This window comes from Microcoleus sp. D2_18a_B4 (assembly GCF_036702475.1).
GTDB lineage: Bacteria > Cyanobacteriota > Cyanobacteriia > Cyanobacteriales > Microcoleaceae > Microcoleus.
The window spans coordinates 12,282-30,454 of the sequence record NZ_JAUBTL010000008.1 but is presented as its reverse complement, the minus strand read 5'-3'; the positions used below and the strand labels follow the sequence as shown (position 1 = coordinate 30,454).

Annotated in this window: 18 protein-coding genes; 10 read left to right on the top strand and 8 right to left on the bottom strand. The window is 47.0% G+C overall.

Annotation, left to right across the window (positions count from 1 at the left end; translation table 11 throughout):
• The first annotated feature begins 261 nt into the window (after positions 1–261).
• The gene (locus QUB04_RS07015) at positions 262–1,317 is read left to right on the top strand and encodes a WD40 repeat domain-containing protein (protein ID WP_333282660.1); all 1,056 of its coding nucleotides are present in this window, start codon (positions 262–264) and stop codon (positions 1,315–1,317) included.
• Positions 1,318–1,509: 192 nt separating this feature from the next.
• Here the strand turns inward: QUB04_RS07015 and QUB04_RS07010 are convergent, their stop codons facing one another.
• Both QUB04_RS07010 and QUB04_RS07005 read right to left on the bottom strand, forming a co-directional pair.
• Positions 1,510–2,346, bottom strand: a complete 837-nt coding sequence (locus tag QUB04_RS07010) for a metal ABC transporter permease (RefSeq protein WP_333282657.1) — start codon at positions 2,344–2,346, stop codon at positions 1,510–1,512.
• Positions 2,347–2,650: 304 nt separating this feature from the next.
• Positions 2,651–3,370 (bottom strand): metal ABC transporter ATP-binding protein, encoded by a 720-nt coding sequence (locus QUB04_RS07005; protein ID WP_333282654.1) that lies wholly within the window; start codon positions 3,368–3,370, stop codon positions 2,651–2,653.
• Positions 3,371–3,460: 90 nt separating this feature from the next.
• Here QUB04_RS07005 and QUB04_RS07000 point away from each other — a divergent pair, with 90 nt between their 5' ends.
• On the top strand, positions 3,461–4,537 hold the full coding sequence (locus QUB04_RS07000) for a metal ABC transporter solute-binding protein, Zn/Mn family (RefSeq protein ID WP_333282651.1): 1,077 nt from the start codon (positions 3,461–3,463) through the stop codon (positions 4,535–4,537).
• 275 nt (positions 4,538–4,812) lie between these two features.
• On the opposite strand, the gene QUB04_RS06995 is transcribed toward QUB04_RS07000, so the two are convergent.
• Both QUB04_RS06995 and QUB04_RS06990 read right to left on the bottom strand, forming a co-directional pair.
• Positions 4,813–5,073, bottom strand: coding sequence for a DUF7219 family protein (locus QUB04_RS06995; RefSeq protein WP_333143497.1), 261 nt, complete (start codon positions 5,071–5,073; stop codon positions 4,813–4,815).
• A gap of 289 nt (positions 5,074–5,362) precedes the next feature.
• The gene (locus QUB04_RS06990) at positions 5,363–5,530 is read right to left on the bottom strand and encodes a metallothionein (protein WP_333081421.1); all 168 of its coding nucleotides are present in this window, start codon (positions 5,528–5,530) and stop codon (positions 5,363–5,365) included.
• A gap of 146 nt (positions 5,531–5,676) precedes the next feature.
• Between QUB04_RS06990 and QUB04_RS06985 the strand changes: the two genes are divergently transcribed.
• Positions 5,677–6,087 (top strand): metalloregulator ArsR/SmtB family transcription factor, encoded by a 411-nt coding sequence (locus QUB04_RS06985; RefSeq protein ID WP_333282648.1) that lies wholly within the window; start codon positions 5,677–5,679, stop codon positions 6,085–6,087.
• Between the two features lie 31 nt (positions 6,088–6,118).
• Positions 6,119–6,271 (top strand): hypothetical protein, encoded by a 153-nt coding sequence (locus tag QUB04_RS06980; protein WP_333282645.1) that lies wholly within the window; start codon positions 6,119–6,121, stop codon positions 6,269–6,271.
• 161 nt (positions 6,272–6,432) lie between these two features.
• On the opposite strand, the gene QUB04_RS06975 is transcribed toward QUB04_RS06980, so the two are convergent.
• Positions 6,433–6,630 (bottom strand): heavy-metal-associated domain-containing protein, encoded by a 198-nt coding sequence (locus QUB04_RS06975; protein WP_333107044.1) that lies wholly within the window; start codon positions 6,628–6,630, stop codon positions 6,433–6,435.
• Positions 6,631–6,787: 157 nt separating this feature from the next.
• Between QUB04_RS06975 and QUB04_RS06970 the strand changes: the two genes are divergently transcribed.
• Complete coding sequence (locus QUB04_RS06970; protein WP_333282643.1) at positions 6,788–7,054, top strand: hypothetical protein; 267 nt, start codon at positions 6,788–6,790, stop codon at positions 7,052–7,054.
• Here the strand turns inward: QUB04_RS06970 and aroF are convergent.
• A complete protein-coding gene (gene aroF / locus QUB04_RS06965; RefSeq protein WP_333282640.1) occupies positions 7,047–7,907 on the bottom strand; it encodes a 3-deoxy-7-phosphoheptulonate synthase in 861 nt (286 codons plus the stop codon). The two genes, QUB04_RS06970 and aroF, sit on opposite strands and share 8 nt — an antisense overlap.
• Positions 7,908–8,533: 626 nt before the next feature.
• Here aroF and QUB04_RS06960 point away from each other — a divergent pair.
• The 4 genes from QUB04_RS06960 (at position 8,534) to QUB04_RS06945 (ending at position 10,927) form a co-directional block, all read left to right on the top strand.
• On the top strand, positions 8,534–8,749 hold the full coding sequence (locus tag QUB04_RS06960; protein WP_333077478.1) for a plasmid partition protein ParG: 216 nt from the start codon (positions 8,534–8,536) through the stop codon (positions 8,747–8,749).
• 194 nt (positions 8,750–8,943) lie between these two features.
• Positions 8,944–9,165, top strand: a complete 222-nt coding sequence (locus QUB04_RS06955; RefSeq protein WP_333282637.1) for a hypothetical protein — start codon at positions 8,944–8,946, stop codon at positions 9,163–9,165.
• A gap of 169 nt (positions 9,166–9,334) precedes the next feature.
• Positions 9,335–10,459 (top strand): RNA-guided endonuclease TnpB family protein, encoded by a 1,125-nt coding sequence (locus QUB04_RS06950; protein WP_333282634.1) that lies wholly within the window; start codon positions 9,335–9,337, stop codon positions 10,457–10,459.
• Between the two features lie 60 nt (positions 10,460–10,519).
• Positions 10,520–10,927 carry a hypothetical protein gene (locus QUB04_RS06945; protein ID WP_333282632.1) on the top strand — a complete coding sequence of 136 codons (408 nt, stop codon included), beginning with the start codon at positions 10,520–10,522 and terminating at the stop codon, positions 10,925–10,927.
• Between the two features lie 490 nt (positions 10,928–11,417).
• Here the strand turns inward: QUB04_RS06945 and QUB04_RS06940 are convergent, their stop codons facing one another.
• Complete coding sequence (locus QUB04_RS06940) at positions 11,418–12,212, bottom strand: sulfotransferase domain-containing protein (protein ID WP_333282629.1); 795 nt, start codon at positions 12,210–12,212, stop codon at positions 11,418–11,420.
• A 227-nt stretch (positions 12,213–12,439) separates the two neighbouring features.
• The gene (locus tag QUB04_RS06935) at positions 12,440–12,640 is read right to left on the bottom strand and encodes a hypothetical protein (protein WP_333282627.1); all 201 of its coding nucleotides are present in this window, start codon (positions 12,638–12,640) and stop codon (positions 12,440–12,442) included.
• Between the two features lie 299 nt (positions 12,641–12,939).
• Here QUB04_RS06935 and hpsA point away from each other — a divergent pair, with 299 nt between their 5' ends.
• Positions 12,940–18,135, top strand: coding sequence for a hormogonium polysaccharide biosynthesis protein HpsA (hpsA, locus tag QUB04_RS06930; protein ID WP_333282624.1), 5,196 nt, complete (start codon positions 12,940–12,942; stop codon positions 18,133–18,135).
• The last annotated feature ends 38 nt before the right edge of the window (positions 18,136–18,173 follow it).

Sequence of the window (18,173 nt, the reverse complement as noted above, 5' to 3'; positions counted from 1 at the left end):
GGAACAGGCAAGATGCCTGTTCCACAAGATGAAAATTCATTTCTTGTGGAATGGAACAGGCAAGATGCCTGTTCCACAAAAGATGAAAATTCATCTTTTGTGGAATGGAACAGGCAAGATGCCTGTTCCACAAGATGAAAATTCATCTCTTGTGGGATGGAACAGGCAAGATGCCTGTTCCACAAGATGAAAATTCATCTCTTGTGGAACGGGCATCTTGCCCGTTCTTAAGAAGAGTACAACATCTCAGATTCAATAAATATGGGTAGCAAAAAGACAAATAAAAGTGAACTAACCCTGCAATTTCACGCTAAAGCCATGCTGTCTGACTACATAACTGCTGTTACTTGGTCGCCGGATGGCAAAACTTTAGCAGTCTGTTCTGCGGCGGGGGAAGTGATGCTGGCGAAAGTAGGGGCAGTTAATGAATTGTCCTTGCAAACGCTACAAAGTGCTACGGAGAAATCAGCCGATTGCTTGTCTTTTTCCCGCGACAGTCAATTTCTAGCTGCTGGCGGACAAGATGGAAAAGTGCGAATTTGGCGCGTTAATTCTGGGGAATTAATTGCTGATTTGGATAACCAGCGCGTCTGGGTTGATAAGTTAGCTTGGAGTCCCAACTGCAACCAGTTAGCTTTCAGTATGGGCCGCTACGTTCAAGTCTGGAATGCTGAGGATAATGTTGTTGAAGTAACGCTGAATTTCGAGTCATCATCTATTCTCGATTTAGCATGGCATCCTATGGTTCAATATCTGGCAGTTAGCGGCTATCAAGGTGTCAAAGTTTGGCATGGCGAAGACTGGGACGAAGACCCGGAAATTTTATCAGTACCCTCCGCAACAGGTGCAATTGCTTGGTCGCCACAAGGAGAATATTTAGCTTGTGGTAATATGGACAATACTCTGATTGTTAATGAATGGGGCAATTTTGAACCGTGGGTAATGCAGGGTTTTCCGGGGAAAGTTCGGCAGTTAGCTTGGTCGGATAAAACTAATTCCTTGGGTGCGCCTTTGTTAGCTGCTGCGAGTTCTGAAGGGATTTCAGTGTGGGAAAAACACGCTGATGAAAGTGTCGGTTGGGATTCTTGGGGGTTAGAAGTGCATGAAAAAGTTGTAAATGCGATCGCCTTTCAACCCAGCACATTTTTATTAGCTTCCGCATCGGCAGACGGTCAAGTTTGTTTGTGGGAGGAAGCAGAACAATTGCTGCAAATTCTAGAAGGTGCAGAGGGCGGTTTTTCCTGTCTCGCATGGCATCCCGAAGGCCAGTTTCTCGCCGCTGGCGGCTGTGGAGGCGAATTGCTGGTTTGGTCATAAATCTATGGGCGGTCAAGGGTTCGGGCGGCGCTAAGTTCGCATAAGCACCAGTTTGACCAAAACATAAACAATTGAAAACTTTAGGACTTACCCACGGGTATCCAGAAACCGGGTTTTTCGAGGGTCTACTTCGTTGCAGACTGCATCGAGTAAAAAACCCGGTTTCTAAGCGTCGAAGTGCGTCCAGGAGTTTTATCCTCTCTTTCTTGTCAAAATCCCTTGACTGGGACTGAACAGCAAAGCTACTAAAAATAACCCAAAAACAACTAATACAATTGCCGCACCAGAGGGCATATTCCAATAATAGCTGAGATACATACCAGTCACGCTAGCTGTAATCCCAATAATTGCTCCTAATCCCATCATTAAATGTAGCTCTTTTACCAACAAATACGCCGTCATTCCCGGCCCGATTAATAGCGAAATTACTAACAGCGCCCCCACAGTTTGCAAACTCGCAACAATCGTCAGCGTAATCGCCGAAATCATCCCCAAATAAATCCAGTTTACAGGCAAACCGCACGCTTGCGCTCCCTGCGGGTCAAAAGTATAGAATAGCAGTTCTTTATAAAATATTTTAACTGTCGCCAAAATTATCAAAGTTATGACAAAAGTCTGCTGCACGTCAGCAGGTGCAACTGATAAGATATTCCCAAACAAAAACCCGTCTAAATCTAATTTGGTTGTCCGCAATAGGCTAATCAGCGTGATGCTAATTGCTAAAAATGTAGACAAAATTAATGCCATAACTGCATCAATTTTTAGGCGCGATTGCGATTGTATCCAGGTCATTATTACCGCGCTGATAATTCCCGATATAAACGCGCCGATCGAAATATTGAAACCTAAAGAAAAAGCTACGGGCAATCCTGCTAATACTGAATGGGCAATCATGTCAACCATCATTCCCATTTGCTGTACAATTAAATAGGAGCCGACAACGGCGCAGAGAATTCCTAGCAAAATGCCGACGGCGATCGCATTTCGCATGAACTCGAATTGTAGCGGCTCAATTAGTAGGTTTAACATTGAATTAGGTCAATAATAGGATTTTTTTAACTACAATCAATTGCACAGGCGGGACGCCCGTGCCACAATCAATTAATTGCACAGGCGGGACGCCTGTACCACAATCAATTAATTGCACAGGCGGGACGCCCGTGCCACCATCAATTAATTGCACAGGCGGGACGCCCGTGCCACCATCAACTGCACAGGCGGGACGCCCGTGCCACAATCAATTAATTGCACAGGCGGGATGCCTGTGCCACAATTAATTGCACAGGCGGGATGCCTGTGCCACAATTAATTTTAAAGATAAATCTTTTTTTGCTTACGCTGACACTAAACTTAAATCGTATCCATAGGCTTTTTGAATATTGGCTGCAGTGAGAACTTCTCGGCAGGAACCAGTTGCAATTAACTGCTTGTTGAGCAATAATAAATTGTCGTACTGTTTTAAAGTTTCGCCTAAATCGTGGCTGATTACTAGCAATGTTTTATTTTCTGCTTTTAGTTCGGCAAAAATATCGAAAATAATCTCTTCTGTTGCTTTGTCGATCGCGTTAAAAGGTTCGTCGAAGAAGAATAAATCGGCTTGTTGGGCGATCGACCTTGCTAAGAAAATCCGCTGCTGTTGTCCGCCGGAAAGTTCGCCAATTTGCCGATCGCGCAAATCCCACATTCCCACCCGCAGCAAAGCAGCTTTTACCAATTCTTGCGACTGCTTCGAGGGGCTGCGAAACCAGCCAGTCTGGACAGTTCGCGCCATCATCACCGCATTCCACACCGTAATCGGATAATCCCAGTCAATTTGCGATCGCTGTGGCACATAAGCCACCCGCGATAACTGCTGCTTCAACAACCGCCCCTGATATTTCACCAAACCCCGACAGGCCGGGATCAATCCCAGCATCGCTTTCACCATCGTGCTTTTCCCCGCGCCGTTGGGGCCGAACACACCGGTTAATTGTCCGGGATCTAACTGGAAATTCACGCTGTTGATGGCCGAGATTCCTCGATAATTGACAGCTAAGTCTTGCACTTCTAACATAATCCGAGATTTTGAGAACGATTCTTGTTCGTAGCTACTAGAATAGGATAACTCGAAAAAGCAATAACGATTATCGTTCCAAAGGTGAAAATGTTAAAGAACTGGGCTGGAAAAAGCGGCAGATTGTGCGGTGCGGCTGTTTTGGCAATGGGCTGCGGACTGGTTGGGTGCAGTGGAGGGCAGAACGCCAGCAATCCGGTGTCAGAGAGTCCGGCCGCAACTCAAACTCAAGCCAGTCCCGCCGCCAACTTGCCAAAAGTCGTCGCCACGACTGGCGTTATCTGCAACCTAACTAGAGAAATCGCTCAAAGTTCGATCGACACCACCTGTCTAATCAAGCCGGGAGACGACCCCCACGCCTATCAAACCAAGCCGGAAGACCGCAAAGCGATTGAAACAGCAAATCTGATTTTCTACGGCGGCTACAACCACGAACCCAGCATCATTAAGTTAATTAAATCTAGCAGTAATTCCGCACCCAAAATCGCCGTACACGAACTCGCCGTTCCCAAACCGCTGATGGGCAAAGACGAGCACGAACACGGCGAAGAGAAAGCGGAAAATAAACCCCATGTAGAAGGCGAAAAAGTCCCTGACCCTCACGTTTGGCATAACCCTCAAAATGGCATCCGTATGGTAGAAATAATTCGGGATGAATTGAGCAAAGTTTCCCCCACCAATGCTCAACTTTTTACAAAAAATGCAGCAAGCTTAACAGATGAGTTGCAAAAAATAGATACTTGGATCAAAGCTCAAATTGCGACTATTCCCGCCCAAAAACGCAAGTTAGTAACCACTCACGATGCTCTGAGTTACTATGCCGATGCTTACGGTTTGGAGATTGCAGGAGCCTTGCAGGGGGTGACGACTGAAGAACAGCCCACCGCCGCAAGAATTGCCGAATTGTCGTCAGAAATTAAGAGCACAGGAGTGCCGACAATTTTTGCCGAAACTACAACTAATCCGAAGTTGATGGAGACTGTGGCGAGGGAGGCAAATGTCAAAATTTGGGACAAAGAACTTTACAGCGACGAGTTGGGCGGCCCCGGCACCGGTGCTGATACATATCAGGGAATGCTGAAAACTAATACTTGCGCGATTATTTCTGGCCTCGGTGGCAATTGTACTTCCTTTGCAGGAGAAACTGCACCAACTCCCAAACCATAGACTTTCTAAAGTTCGCCTACTAGCAACCACCTTATATTTCAAGAGGGTTCAGTTAAGCTTGATCCCCCCTAACCCCCCTTAAAAAGGGGGGAACAAGAACTTACTCAAAGTCAACCCCTACTCCCCAACAATCAGGGGGATTTAGGGGGATCTCGCCCGGAATAAATAGTTTTAACCCAAGCGTATTGCCTTACCTTTGCTGGGTACGCAGCAAAAAGCAGCGCTGGCAATCGCAGGGGTTTTCGATTGCAAACGCTGCGTTGGCTGCGATGACTTTAAGGTGAATGTGGCTCCTCGGTACTGGGGGGTTTTTGGCCAATTCCCAATTGTTTCTTAGAGGATTTTAAGTCTTTCCAAAGCATCTTAATATCTTTATAGGCTTTCTCAGCGCTAATTTTCCCCCCTGTTTCCAGCGAGCAAATATAAGTTATTTTTTGAGCAAACTCCTGCAAGTTGGCATTAAACGCCAAGTTTTCTGGCGTGAAATCACCGTAGTAGCGATTGCGAGGATGTAAAAAATCTTCCCGCTCTTTCATTGCCCCCTCCTAATTAAACTTTTGGTATTCAACTTTTGGTTCGGTCTCTGCTGTTAATAGCACTATTTGTACTCAGTATCGCGGCGCTAACTTGCTTCTATTGTATTGCGTAAGTAGCAATTGTGCTTTTTCGCTCTGTATTTAGTCTATTAATGCAGTCTTAACCTTAACTTAGCTTTATTTTAACTTTTCTTTAACCTAAAAGCAAAAAAATTGGGAAATGCGCGGTTCGCATCTCCCTTTAGATAGACTTTAGAGTGGGTGATTAACCTTTTCTGAAGCCGAATATTTATTTGTGGCACTCGCAGCCGGTGTGGCCGCAGCCTTGGCCGTTGGGGTGGCCGTCAGCGCAAGCACTGGAACAGTATGTTTTGCCGTCTTTTTCAATGGCTTCGCTGGGGCTGACCACGCACGAACATGAAGGACAGGCACATTTTGTTTGGGTGGCGGTAGTCATTTGAGCTTCTCCTGGTGGGGTTGTTTATCTCTACTAATATCTGAACACATATTCAGATATTAGTCAAGGGAATGTAAAAGTTTTGTTACAAAAGGTTTGTCGATCGCACTAAAATGAAAGTCAGAATTAAAACTAGCCGGGAAAAGATGTCACCCAACTTTGCTGTTAATGGAGCGATAAGTCAGCCTCACCAACAAAACGATACACCAATGTGCGATCGACCGCACTTGGTTGACAGTGTGCGGGCCGGGGACATCCAAACACAAGTTCTCAACACCGCCAAAGCGCAGCGGATGGCTGAGTTTTTCAGTCTTTTGGGAGATGCGAATCGCCTGCGGCTGCTGTCGGTTTTGGCAAAACAAGAACTGTGCGTGTGTGACTTAGCTGCGGCGTTGAGTATGAGTGAGTCAGCAGTATCGCACCAGTTGCGGGCATTGCGGGCGATGCGGTTGGTAAGTTACCGCAAGGTTGGGAGACAAGTTTTTTATAGTTTACTCGATCGCCACGTTTTTGAACTTTACCAAGCCGTCGCCGAACACTTAGACGAAACAGAATAAGCTTTTGGGCATCGGGCATGGGGCATGGGGCATGGGGCATTGGGCATTGGGCATTGGGCATCGGGCATGGGGCATGGGGCATGGGGCATTGGGCATTGGGCATTGGGCATCGGGCATGGGGCATTGGGCATTGGGCATGGGGCATTGGGCATTGGGCATTGGTAATGGATTTAAAATTCTGTAGGGGCGGGTTTTACCAATAATGTCGGCCTAATACCAATAATCTTGTAAACCCGCCCCCACCCAACTAGATATAGCGGTTCTCAAGCGTGGTGAGGTATGCCCTATGCCCTATGCCCTATGCCCTATGCCCATGAGTACCTCATCTTTCTGAGAAAGGCTATATCAATCTTGGACGGTGTGGCCCGTAGCAACAACCGCCTGTGTAATTGACTCTTCAGAAGCTTGAGCCTCAACCGTAACAGTCTTAGCTGCGACATCCACATTGACAGTAGCTTCGGAGTCAACAGTTTTGATGGCTTTGGTAATTGTATCACCGCAGCCAGAGCAGACGATCGAGGGAACGTTAAGTAGTATTGCCATAATTAAGCAAATTTTCGTAGATGACAGTATTATTTTTTATTTTAATCTAAATTGGTGAAACACGCGCTTTCGCCGATTCTGGCAGGGGTTTAAACTCCTGCCTCAAAGCTCAAGTCGCTTAAAACTGATATGTTGCACCATTCTCAATTAACCTTTTATGAACAGGCAAGATGCCTGTTCCACAAAAGATAAATTTTATTGTGGAACAGGCATCTTGCCTGTTGCTGACGCCTGTTCCACAAAAGATAAATTTTATCGTGGAACAGGCATCTTGCCTGTTGCTGACGCCTGTTCCACAAAAGATAAATTTTATTGTGGAACAGGCATCTTGCCTGTTGCTGACAATGGTGCAAGATATCGGTTAAAACCGACTGTAGAGTTTGATGTTAAAAGTTATACATTATCTCCTACCAATATCACTTAAAACTTAATACCTCTGAAGGCACATTAATTTCAGGTATGCACCGGCCAACGGCGGCGGCTACAGGCCGCAAACTCGCGACTAAATCTACCATATCTGGTAAAGAAAGAGCTTGCCGCGCGTCAGAAACGGATTTTTCCGGTTGCGGGTGACATTCAATAATTAATCCGTCTGCACCGCAAGCAACCGCTGCTTTGGCTAGTGGTGCGACTAATTCTCGCTTGCCGACTGCGTGAGAAGGGTCTACGATTACTGGCAAATGAGTTAACTGTTTCAGCGCTACGACTGCACCTAAATCTAATACATTCCTGGTGTAATTGTCGAAGCTGCGGATGCCTCTTTCGCAGAGAACTACATGAGGATTTCCGTGACTGAGAATGTATTCGGCGGCCATCACAAATTCTTCGATTGTGGCTGACAAGCCGCGTTTTAGCAGGACTGGTTTTCCGGCTTGACCGATCGCCTTTAGTAACTCGAAGTTTTGCATATTCCGGCTGCCTAATTGCAGCATATCAGCATAGGTGACAACTGGCTCGATTTGGGCGATCGACATTACCTCTGTCACCACGGGCAAACCGTAACGCCGGCTGACATCGGCTAAAATTTCCAGTCCCTCAATTCCCATCCCTTGAAAAGCATAGGGAGATGTGCGGGGTTTGTAGACTCCGCCTCGCAAAGCTTGCACGGATGCGGCGGAGAGTTGGCGGGCGACTGTTTCCATTTGTGCAGAATTTTCGACGGTACAGGGGCCACCGATGATTAATAATTCTTGGCCGCCGACTGATACTGTTTCTGAGAGTTTGACAATTGTTTGGTGTTCGGGATGAGATTTGGTTACGAGTTTGGCTTCTAACATGAGGGAATTTTCCTGGGAATTTAAGTGGGTGGTTGACAATAAAAAACCCGGAACTTTTAGGGGTTCCGGGTTGGTGCGAAAAGACAGCGCGACAATTTACCCAGAACTCTTGTTGGGCCAAAAATAAAAGCTGTAGTACCAGTTACTGATTGACACTCCCCTGACTGAAGTCGAGAGGGGATTCTTAATTCAGCGACTGACCTTAAAATGTTCTGTCCTTGCGGCAATATTTAAACCTTTCAACCGTGGGGATACCACCAATTGAAGAGCCTAACTCAGAAACACCCCAGCGGGTCTATCTCCAAAAGCGTACTAGGATACTTACCTAGAGTTCGGGTATGCCCTACCCTACCTAACAATCTGAGCGTGAAAAAGTTTATTTGCTGGAATTGAAACCTACGTTTTCGGTTCCGGCTGTTTAGAGTGTTCTCGCCGCACTTTGTCCCCCGGTTTATGCCTAAAAGTGTGTCTCATATCCCGTTTCACGATGGCAAAGGAGTTTAACCTTGACTATTTCAATATACCATTTTGTCCTGCCTTGTCCGGGTTTTTAAGAAAGTTTTTTGAATTGAAAAGATTAGAGTTTGGATTCAGGCTGAGACTAAGACAGTAGGCAGGATAGCGATATGGAAACTTTGACTACAAGTAAAACTGTGTCCGTAAAAATCTATCTACCTGAAGAGACAAGAGCCAAGTTCAAAGCATCTTGTGCCATGCGTAGCCTCAGCATGAATGAGGTTCTGTTGGAGTACATCGAAACTTGGTTACAGGAAAACGAACCCGTTTTAGAGCCAAAGCCCCAGCGCGTCAAGACGATCGCCAAAACTGAGGAAACAGACTGATGACCAAGAATTTCTTGATGGTACCCGCCACGTGATTTATCCGTGGAATCAATCCAAAATCTCAAATCTCAAATCCTCAAGCCCCCAAATTTATCCGTGGGGTCAATCCAAAATCCCAAATCTAAAATCTAAAATCGAATGACCGATCGACTATATCGAATAAACGGCATCCTCGAACAAACCGCGAGGGACAAATGCTGAGAGATTCAGACAACCCAGAGAAATCTTGGGAGGATTTAGAAGCCGAACTGCTTCCTCACCGTCCTTTTTATGCCCCCGGCGAGACTGAAATTGAAAAAGACCTTTATGCTAAGCGACGATGTGCTCAGCATAAAATGAAGGCTGAAAAACGCCCCGATATTGCAGGCCGCTCTTATTACCGAAAAATTGGGTCTAAAGCCTCGTCCTTCGCTTGACGGCTTTTTCTTGATATTAAGGCTTCTAATAAGCTCCCTTAGAGCATCTGATTTCGATCTGCCGGGTGATTCGCAGTAAGATTCTAGCTTCTCAAACTCTTCATCAGTCAGCCTAAAAAATACGCTCTTTTTTATGGCAAAGTATATCGAGATGAGCTACAATAATAGCATGAAAACATTGAAGTTTAAGCTATATCAAAGCAAGCGGAATAGACACCTCAAGCGAAGTATCAATGCTGCCGGGGTGATCTACAACCATTGCATTGCACTCCATAAACGGTACTACCGGATGTGGGGAAAGCATTTGAATTGTGCAAAACTTCAATCGCATATTGCCAAACACAGAAAGCGTAAAGCGTTCTGGCAAACGGTCGGCTCTCAAGCTGTGCAGGATATCTGCCAACGAATCTCGATCGCCTACCAACTGTTTTTTAAGCATCACAAGAAAGGAGTTAGACCGCCCGGATTCAAGAAAGTTCGCCGATACAAATCGTTCACTCTCAAGCAAGCTGGCTACAAATTCTTAGGCGGCAATCGAATTAAGATTGGGAATCGCGTTTATCAGTATTGGAATTCCAGAGAGATAGAGGGGACGGTCAAGACGTTAACCATTAAACGCACGACATTAGGAGAGCTATTTATGGTTGTGGTCGTTGACAGCGTTGAAGGACCTGAAACCAAAGTCGAGACGAGTAGAATCGCTGGCTTTGATTTCGGCTTAAAAACGTTTCTCACCTGCTCAGATGGAACGAAAATCGAATCACCGCAATTTCTGAAACAGTCCCTCAACGCTATTAAGAAAGCAAATCGTCAGCATTCCAAAAAACGGAAAGGCTCAGCCAACCGGGAAAGAGCAAGACTCAATCTAGTTCGCAAACATGAAGCCGTAGTGAATCGTCGCTCTGATTGGTTCTGGAAATTGGCTCACGAACTAACTGATAAGTTCGATATGCTGTGCTTTGAGACGTTGAATCTAAAAGGAATGCAACGACTTTGGGGACGTAAAATCTCAGACCTTGCATTCGGCGAATTTCTCCAAATTCTCGAATGGGTTGCCAAGAAAAAAAATAAGCAGGTGATCTTGGTCGATCAGTGGTATCCATCCTCTAAGACTTGCAATCATTGTGGACACGTCCTAAAAAAGTTGGATTTGAATACGAGAGAATGGCGATGTCCGTCCTGTCAGAACGTGAACGACAGAGACGAGAATGCAGCTAAGAATATTTGTGCGGTTGGGGCATCAACCGTTAAGTTAGGCGATGTTAGACAGGCTATGCCTGCAATCGCTGTCTGAGCTTAGAATCCCCCGTGATAAGAGCCGGGGGAGTATGTCAATACTGCACGGAGACAAATAATGATGACTAACTCGAATTACCGACTGCTACCTGCTAGAGATGAGTATGTCCAAGTGTCTATCTATCTCAATCGGGTGCATTTGGACGGATATACGCCCGATCGCGCGATCGCACAATTGATCGAAATGGGTTATGCTCCTACTTTGCAATATCAGTGGAATCCCAAACGAAATGAGTTTGATTTATTTGCTCTGATTCACGATCGCCCGATCGCCGATTCACTGATGGATAAACAGGCTTGTGATGCTCTCTGGGCTGCTTTTAATCAATCTTCGCTTTACGTGATTGGTTGCGAGGCGGCGCAAAGTTCTAACTGGCTAGCGGCACGCAGCTTTAATGATCCGCGCCGTCACGCTACGCCGGAAGAAATCGAGCCTCTGGAAGCAAATGCTACGGCCGCTGCTTAATATTTTAGTCCTGAGCCCAACTGGCACAAAAAAGGTTTTTATACCAATTTAATGTGAAGTTGCACATATCTCGATCCCCCTAAATCCCCCTTAAGAAGGGGAGTAGGGGTTGACTTTGATCGGAATCTTGTCCCCCCCTTATTAAGGGGGGCTAGGGGGGATCGAGGGGCTAAGTAGTAAGGTGGAGTTCGATCGCTATTTTCGCCCCTTAATCAGGAATATGTCTCGTTTATAGGTTCGTTTCGATAGTCCTTAACGCCTCTTATTAAGGGGGGCATGAGTATTTAAAGTCCTCATCTATATCTCGTTTATAGCGCAGTTTAGATCCCCCCTAACCCCCCTTAATAAGGGGGGAACAAGAAGCACTCAAATTTCACCCGTGCTCCCCTTATTAAGGGGGGAACAAGAAGCACTCAAATTTAACCCGTGATCCCCTTATTAAGGGGGATGCGAGGGGGAACGATACTTTGATGCAAGGGAGATATATTGATTAATCCCAGCCGAAGTCTCGATCGCACAATTCGGCTAGTCTTTGGTTGTGCGATCGAAAATATGCTCTCAATTGGTCGTATACTGTGTCGCTGATGGGCGGATATTGGGTGGCGTTGTATTTTTCGTAGGTTTGTAGTTGGTGCGGCGGTAAGTCTAGAAATTCTAAGACGCTGTTGTATGTGCCGAAGGGATTGGTATATAAGTCTTCGCTTTTGAGGATTAAAAGTTGTGATTTGGGAAAAAGTTTCATCCAGGCTGGGAGTTGATCGGCGTATATGCCGCGGGTTAGATAACTGTGGTGTTGGTGTTCGTAACTGTAGTAGTTTGGGTTGGCTTGGAGTTTTTCTATTTCGCCTTTGAGTCTTTCGGGCTCGGAGGCGATCGCACTTTCTAATGATAGCGATTCGTAGCCTATTTTGATATAGTAATAATAGTGGGAGATTGCGCGTTCTACTGGGTTTCTCAGCAGGGCGATTATTGTAACTTTGGGACATAAATCATAAATTCGTTGCGGAACTTGGGGGTGACATATATAGTAGGGGCTGGCTTCTCCGGTTACTAGATTTTCGCCTGTTTGGGGCTGGGGAAATTGGGCATAGTACCAGTCTGGGCTTTTGGCGAAGTTGAAGTCGAAGTAATGGATTTCTTTTTGGGCTGCGGGGGCGATTTGGGGATGTTGGATTAGGTAATTGTACAGGGATGTTGTGCCGCCTTTTTGGGCACCGATGATGATGAAGTCGGGGGGTTTGGGGGGTTGTTTCATGGGTGGGGATGGTAGGTTGATATTTTGCACTTGTACTGACAGTGTTTCGGATTTGGCATTTGTACCGATAGTCCGCCGGGGGTTAAAACCCCCGTCTCATAGCGCAAGTCCTTTGAAAAGGACTGAAGATGTATTTATATATCTAATATCTTAATATTTGATTAGTCCTATGCAAGAGGACTTTAGCTATGAGACGGGGGTTAAAAACCCCCGGCGGGCTGGGGCGCAAGACGAAAATTCGATCGCACTTGGGGGCATTAGAGCAATTCGATCGCACTTTGACCCAAAACGGAAGTTCGATCGCCCAATTTAGATTTGATCCCGCTGACAGGCATAACCACTCGATCGACCGATCGTGATTGTAGATTCCGGTGGTTGAAAAGCGCTAGCAAGGCGAACACATCAACAAAGCCTGCCAGACAAGGGCTGGGAAATACATCGGATACGATCTGGATCACTGTTTTTGGGCGATCGAATTCACTCTCGGTCTGACCACTGACATTTCAATTTAACTAGATTAGAGTGGAGTAAGGAAGATATAATCCCTGCGGGGCAAATCTTTCGCTGAAAAATATATTATCGGCGGCGATTTTGGTTGCGGGTTTGTGGGTTTTATTTTTCAGCCAAGGTACAGATTTAAATTTGTGCAAGAGGCTGATATGCAAGTTGCAAAAAATGGGAACAATAAAGATGGGATTGTACTGTCGAGCAGTCACTACCAGCAATACCATCTCTGAAATTATTCAGGAAGGCGTCAATGTTTAAGAGCAAATTATCCAAAATTATCGTATCCCTGCTGCGGCGGATTGCTGGTGTTACCAGATCCGGGGCCAAGCGGCTGATGAGAGCAATGCTGCAAACCCTGATGGCTATGGGCCGGAGGGCGAGACTGCCGGTGGCGGGGTTTGTGCTGCCGACGGTGACGATGGTGTTGCTGGTAGTGATTTTGCTGACTGTGGCGATTACGCTGCGATCGTTCGATCGGGCGAATACGGCGCGTAACGTGCGTGTGAGCCAGCAGGTGCTGGCGGCGGCGACTCCGGCGCTCGATCGGGCAAAAGCGAAAATTCAGTATGCCTTATCCCCTCAAGGAAGCGGAACACTTGATACACCATCAGACTTGAGCGTTTACCTAGCGATGGATTCAGATCGCTTTAAATTTGGAGATGAGGAGGTTCTACAGATAAAGTTTGATATTGATAATAATGGAGTTCCTAATCCTCCCCCTCCAGATATAACTAACATCAATCAAAGCGAGAGGATAAATACCGCTTGGAGGTTCCCTGTAGATACTGACAACAATGGGAAATTTGATACCTACACTCTATACGGGATATATTTTCGCAGCCCACCTCGCGATCTGAACACAGGAGAGTTTAATAGAGCTAGAAAGGGTTTAGAAGCCAGAACCCCTCCTATGTCGGTATCTCAAGGTTCTACCAACGCGATCTGTAAGGCCGCAGCAGGTACTAGCGCTAGTTTGGTAGGCAGTACGGACTGGTACAAAGCAGAGGGCGTACTCAAAAAAAGCTTCTTTGTTTACACAGTGAACGTGCCGATAACTAATATTACTGGGCTCGATTCCACAAAATACGACATATTTAAAGGAACTCCAAGTTTCTCAGCTTTGGAGTACCAACAAGACCAAAAACGCATTCCACTACAAAATAATGCGGTGGTTTATGAAGATGATTTAGAAGTATCTCCCGGCCCGGCGCTGCGTCTAAACGGACGGATATTTACTAACAGTAATTTTATGGTAACCACCACGGGGGACGGGCCGGTGGCGTTCTATCTCGTTAGCAGCAGAGAATCGTGTTTCTACGACCTAGAAAATAGCAAAATAGTCGTTAGTGGTAATGTGGTTAACGGCTGGTCGGGAAGTAGTGGCAACACTGGCAAAGACATAGCAGTTCATCTATTTGGGAAAGAGGCTACCGATCCAGTCACCACAAAAGCAATTAAAGGGGGCGCCGACCAATCTGTAGCCTACAAAGATGGTGCTTTGGGGGTCATGTACAATAACAAGGCTTATTCCGATCGCATCGGTCTGTTAGTTTCCGAACAGGAAAAAAATGCCCCTGCTTCCGATCCCCAGGAAGTTAAAAATGCCATTGCCACACAAGTTCAAGAAGAAACCGACCCCACGGCTCCCAGCGCCGATCGTCAAAACGAGATTCGCCGAGAAAACCTGGAATCTTACTTTAGATTGCGGACACGGAAAGTGCCTTTTGCAGAAGTGCCGGCCACTGGAGACGCATTGGCTGGCTTTGTTAACCCTACAACAAAAGTGGTGACTACATCTCCCTTCGGCGGTACAGGGGAGGAACTGCGACCCGTGGATGCCTGGGTTATGCCTTTGGACACCAACACTAAACTCGATACAACAAGTGTCAGGCTCAAAGCCAACAGCCCGGAAAAGGTAGAGGAAGATAATAAAGAATCCGAGTTAGGCGATCGCATAGTCGTAGGGAACAATCTACCAGCACTAAGGTGGAGAACCGATTTGGACACTCCCAAATTTGTGGGTGAAGGTGAGGAAGGAAGAGACACATTAACGGGAGTTAATTGGCTCGATGGGGGGCAACGCTACCGAGAACCCCAAGTCAAGCAGTTCGCTGATGTAGGGGGAGCAGAGAGGGACGGCTTCTGGGAAAAGAGTGCAGCCCAAGCACCTAAAACAGCAGTTGATGGCATTGGCGGATTGCGGGTAATTACGGGTGCGGGTGTTTACGAGCGCACCAACTCTTTTCTGCCACCTCCCAAAGTCTTCAACCCTGCTGCTAACGCAGTATCGGAGTTCTACGACGACCCGGCAACTACTGCTGTAGAAAAGTTGCCCGTTGTTTGGCCCGACTCCATGCCGATGTCACCGGGCCCGAACTCTAAAGTTTATAACAATAATCCTGCTGGTACTATTGGCTGGGCTGATTTGACGGCTGCTACTTGGAACGCTTTGCCCACCAATGGAACTCCACCAGGAGGAGCAGCCAGTACCATAGACCCCAATACTCCTCAGTATGCTAAGGGTGACTTGCGAATGCGCGCAAGTGCGATCTATCACTACGCAGACAACACAAGCGATCAAGCTGCTAAATTAGCTGATACCCCGCTGGCTTGTGTCAGCAGCTATTACGATCCCAGCTACCGATACAGCAAAGGTGGAACTTTATTTGATTCCACTCTCAACCGTCCAGGTTTGCCATTGGGAAGCAACGCAAATGGTAAATCCAACAACGGCATCGTCTACGGCCCTCCTGCAGCCAGACCGGCCGGTGCAACTCTGACGCCAGCTCTCATGACTGATCCATCAACTCTCACTTCAGTAGGAACAACAGAGAATCGCTTAAATTATCAAGCCAGTATCGTTTTCCCGGACGGTAGGTTTGTCAACGAGAACTTAAGGAAGGCTTTGCAGAAGGCTGACGGGGAACGCAGCTTGTCGGAAAAAGCTGCGATCGACTCTACTCTTTGCTCTTTAGGAATTTTGGGCGGCCTTGCTCCCAACACGGCTTATCTCGACCACGGGACAATTCGGGAAGTTGCTTTTCTCAATCCTAGGGAAGTTAAGGCGATCGACAAGGACGACCCAGCTACAGCAGTGGACGAGACTTATAGCCTCAGCAGTCCTTTAATATCTTCCACGGGTAGTGGCTTGATGGCTTCCACTCAGAGCGCAAAGCTAACCGGACAATACGACAATCCCCTAGCCGAGAGGCAACCCCTCGAAATCCGGGTCACGCAATTAGATGTCGATAAGCTAAGGCAAAAAAATTCGATCGCCTACAAGCGAGTGCCCGTCATCAACACCCTTAACCCAGAGTATATGCTGCCTTACAGCGGCCTAATTTACGCCAGCCGTGATGATGCAGCACCCGATCGCAGCGATCGCACTCCGAATAGTCTTGGCACTGCCATTGATACAACCCGCAGCCAGCTAAGCAGCCCAACGGATTCTCGGCTAGACCCCAGCCGTCGCCCCCACGGAATTATGCTGATTAACGGATCTACCTTGGGTCGCCCGACAACTGTAAGCACGGTGACAGACGTACTGAAAGAGAAAGGTCTGCTGTTGACTTCTAACCTGCCGGTGTACATCCAAGGCGAATTTAACAAACACACAAAGAGGGAATTTACAGGGGCTTTTAGTTGGACTCCCAGCGATTTCTACGGCCGCCCGAGTGCCAACCTAGATCCCAATTTTGCTTGTCGCCTCGGCGATCCTCGATACCCTGGCAAATGCGCTGGCAGCGATAATTGGCGAGCGGCAACAGTGCTCTCGGATGCGATTACCCTACTCTCTGAGCCGGTGTCAGCTAATTTACAGGATGGCTTCCGGTACGGTGTCCGCAATCACGGAGATTTTGACCTGAGAAATAATGCAGGTACCGCGATCGTGGGCTATGACTTCGATGGGAATGGCACTCTAGGTAGTAATACAGTTAGTGAAGTTACCTTCGACTTTGACCTCAATGGCAATGGTAATAAGACCGAGACGACTGTTAAAGAGACGGATGTAACGGCTAAAGCCGCTCGCAGGATTAACGGTTTCGGTGCTAACAACTACGTCACTAACGGTTTGAGTAGCGGTGCTGCTTTTGACATTCTCAACCAAGAAAAGTTCGGGCAAAGCGCGGGGACTAGCGTTATACCAACAGACACAACCTACAGGACTACCACAGGTGCTGCTCCCAATAGTTCATACTTCAACAATTTCGTTACGCCAGTTCAGCGACGGGCTAATTTTCCAGAATATGTAATGGAAATCTGCCGGAAGTTGCCTGTTTCAGCTTGCGGGCCTAATGACTGGGTAGTTGGTATTGATGCTGCTCCTCTTGGGGAATTTAATGGTGAAATAGAACCGGCAAGCGCTGTCCCAGCAGGTACTGATCTGGCTAAAGTTTTATCAGGTACAACAGATAGACCAGCTATCGATCCAGCAGATAGCAGATATCCCCGTCGCGTAGCTTTTTTGCGAAACAGCTCAGGTGCTAACCAAAATAAGCTGGTACTGGATGGCACTATCCCTGTGGCACTGGGAATTAATAGTAGCAACCAGGTAGCTCACTACGCCACAGGAAATCCCGTCAATGTAACGATATCTAGTGGTGCGCTTAGTGTATCCACCACCGCTGGTCAGCCTGCGCCCAAACCCAACGCTCTTTGGTATGCGACCACCACCACTGCTAATCGAACAGGAGGAATGGACTATGGCAATGATAAACCTCTGTTTTACGCCAAATTACCAACAGTTAGTGGCGGAGTTCCTAATACAGTTGAGCAGCCACAGCTAAGACCTACTTTGCAGATTCAGGCAACAAATTCTCAGCCTGCGGGTGGTGGGGTCCCTGGAATAGGCACCAACGCCAACGAAATGCGATGGGTACAAAAGGCACGAACGACGGAGTTTAACCTCATAGTCGCCTCCAATGACGTTCCTTCTCGGGCTATCTCTGCCACCCTGGGCGACACCAATGGTGGTATGCAAAACTTACCGCGCTTTATGGAAAATTGGAAAGGCTTAACTCACTCGATCGCAGGTTCGTTTATCCAATTCAAGCGCAGTTCTTACGCAACTGCTCCCTATCTATCAGTTATTAACGATACTGCTTCTGGTTCTCTATTCAAGGCCAAGCTATTCGACTACGACTCAGGCTACCCCTCTACCCCTTACAAAATAGAAACAGGAGGTGGTACGATCGGCTATTTCGTACCACCCACGAGGGAATGGGGATTTGATGTAGGTTTGCTTTCACAGCCGCCTGACTTGTTTGCCCAAAAATTCACTCTCCCTGCTTCTCAGAAAAAACCTGACGAATATTTCAGAGAAATCAGCCGCAATGATGATTGGGTAAAAACTTTAATGTGCGCTGAAAAATTGACGGATAGAACTCGCGATCCATCTGGAATATATGCTGTCAATGACGGCCCTAAACCAGCAGGCTGTCTTTAACTTCCCTGACCTTTAAACCCTCACATTCCTGAGTTCCA

Coding starts and splice junctions, on each gene's coding strand:
- QUB04_RS07015 (WP_333282660.1), top strand. CDS start 262: ATGGGTAGCAAAAAGACAAATAAAAGTGAACTAACCCTGCAATTTCAC.
- QUB04_RS07010 (WP_333282657.1), bottom strand. CDS start 2,346: ATGTTAAACCTACTAATTGAGCCGCTACAATTCGAGTTCATGCGAAAT.
- QUB04_RS07005 (WP_333282654.1), bottom strand. CDS start 3,370: ATGTTAGAAGTGCAAGACTTAGCTGTCAATTATCGAGGAATCTCGGCC.
- QUB04_RS07000 (WP_333282651.1), top strand. CDS start 3,461: ATGTTAAAGAACTGGGCTGGAAAAAGCGGCAGATTGTGCGGTGCGGCT.
- QUB04_RS06995 (WP_333143497.1), bottom strand. CDS start 5,073: ATGAAAGAGCGGGAAGATTTTTTACATCCTCGCAATCGCTACTACGGT.
- QUB04_RS06990 (WP_333081421.1), bottom strand. CDS start 5,530: ATGACTACCGCCACCCAAACAAAATGTGCCTGTCCTTCATGTTCGTGC.
- QUB04_RS06985 (WP_333282648.1), top strand. CDS start 5,677: ATGTCACCCAACTTTGCTGTTAATGGAGCGATAAGTCAGCCTCACCAA.
- QUB04_RS06980 (WP_333282645.1), top strand. CDS start 6,119: ATGGGGCATTGGGCATTGGGCATTGGGCATCGGGCATGGGGCATGGGG.
- QUB04_RS06975 (WP_333107044.1), bottom strand. CDS start 6,630: ATGGCAATACTACTTAACGTTCCCTCGATCGTCTGCTCTGGCTGCGGT.
- QUB04_RS06970 (WP_333282643.1), top strand. CDS start 6,788: ATGAACAGGCAAGATGCCTGTTCCACAAAAGATAAATTTTATTGTGGA.
- aroF (WP_333282640.1), bottom strand. CDS start 7,907: ATGTTAGAAGCCAAACTCGTAACCAAATCTCATCCCGAACACCAAACA.
- QUB04_RS06960 (WP_333077478.1), top strand. CDS start 8,534: ATGGAAACTTTGACTACAAGTAAAACTGTGTCCGTAAAAATCTATCTA.
- QUB04_RS06955 (WP_333282637.1), top strand. CDS start 8,944: ATGCTGAGAGATTCAGACAACCCAGAGAAATCTTGGGAGGATTTAGAA.
- QUB04_RS06950 (WP_333282634.1), top strand. CDS start 9,335: ATGAAAACATTGAAGTTTAAGCTATATCAAAGCAAGCGGAATAGACAC.
- QUB04_RS06945 (WP_333282632.1), top strand. CDS start 10,520: ATGATGACTAACTCGAATTACCGACTGCTACCTGCTAGAGATGAGTAT.
- hpsA (WP_333282624.1), top strand. CDS start 12,940: ATGTTTAAGAGCAAATTATCCAAAATTATCGTATCCCTGCTGCGGCGG.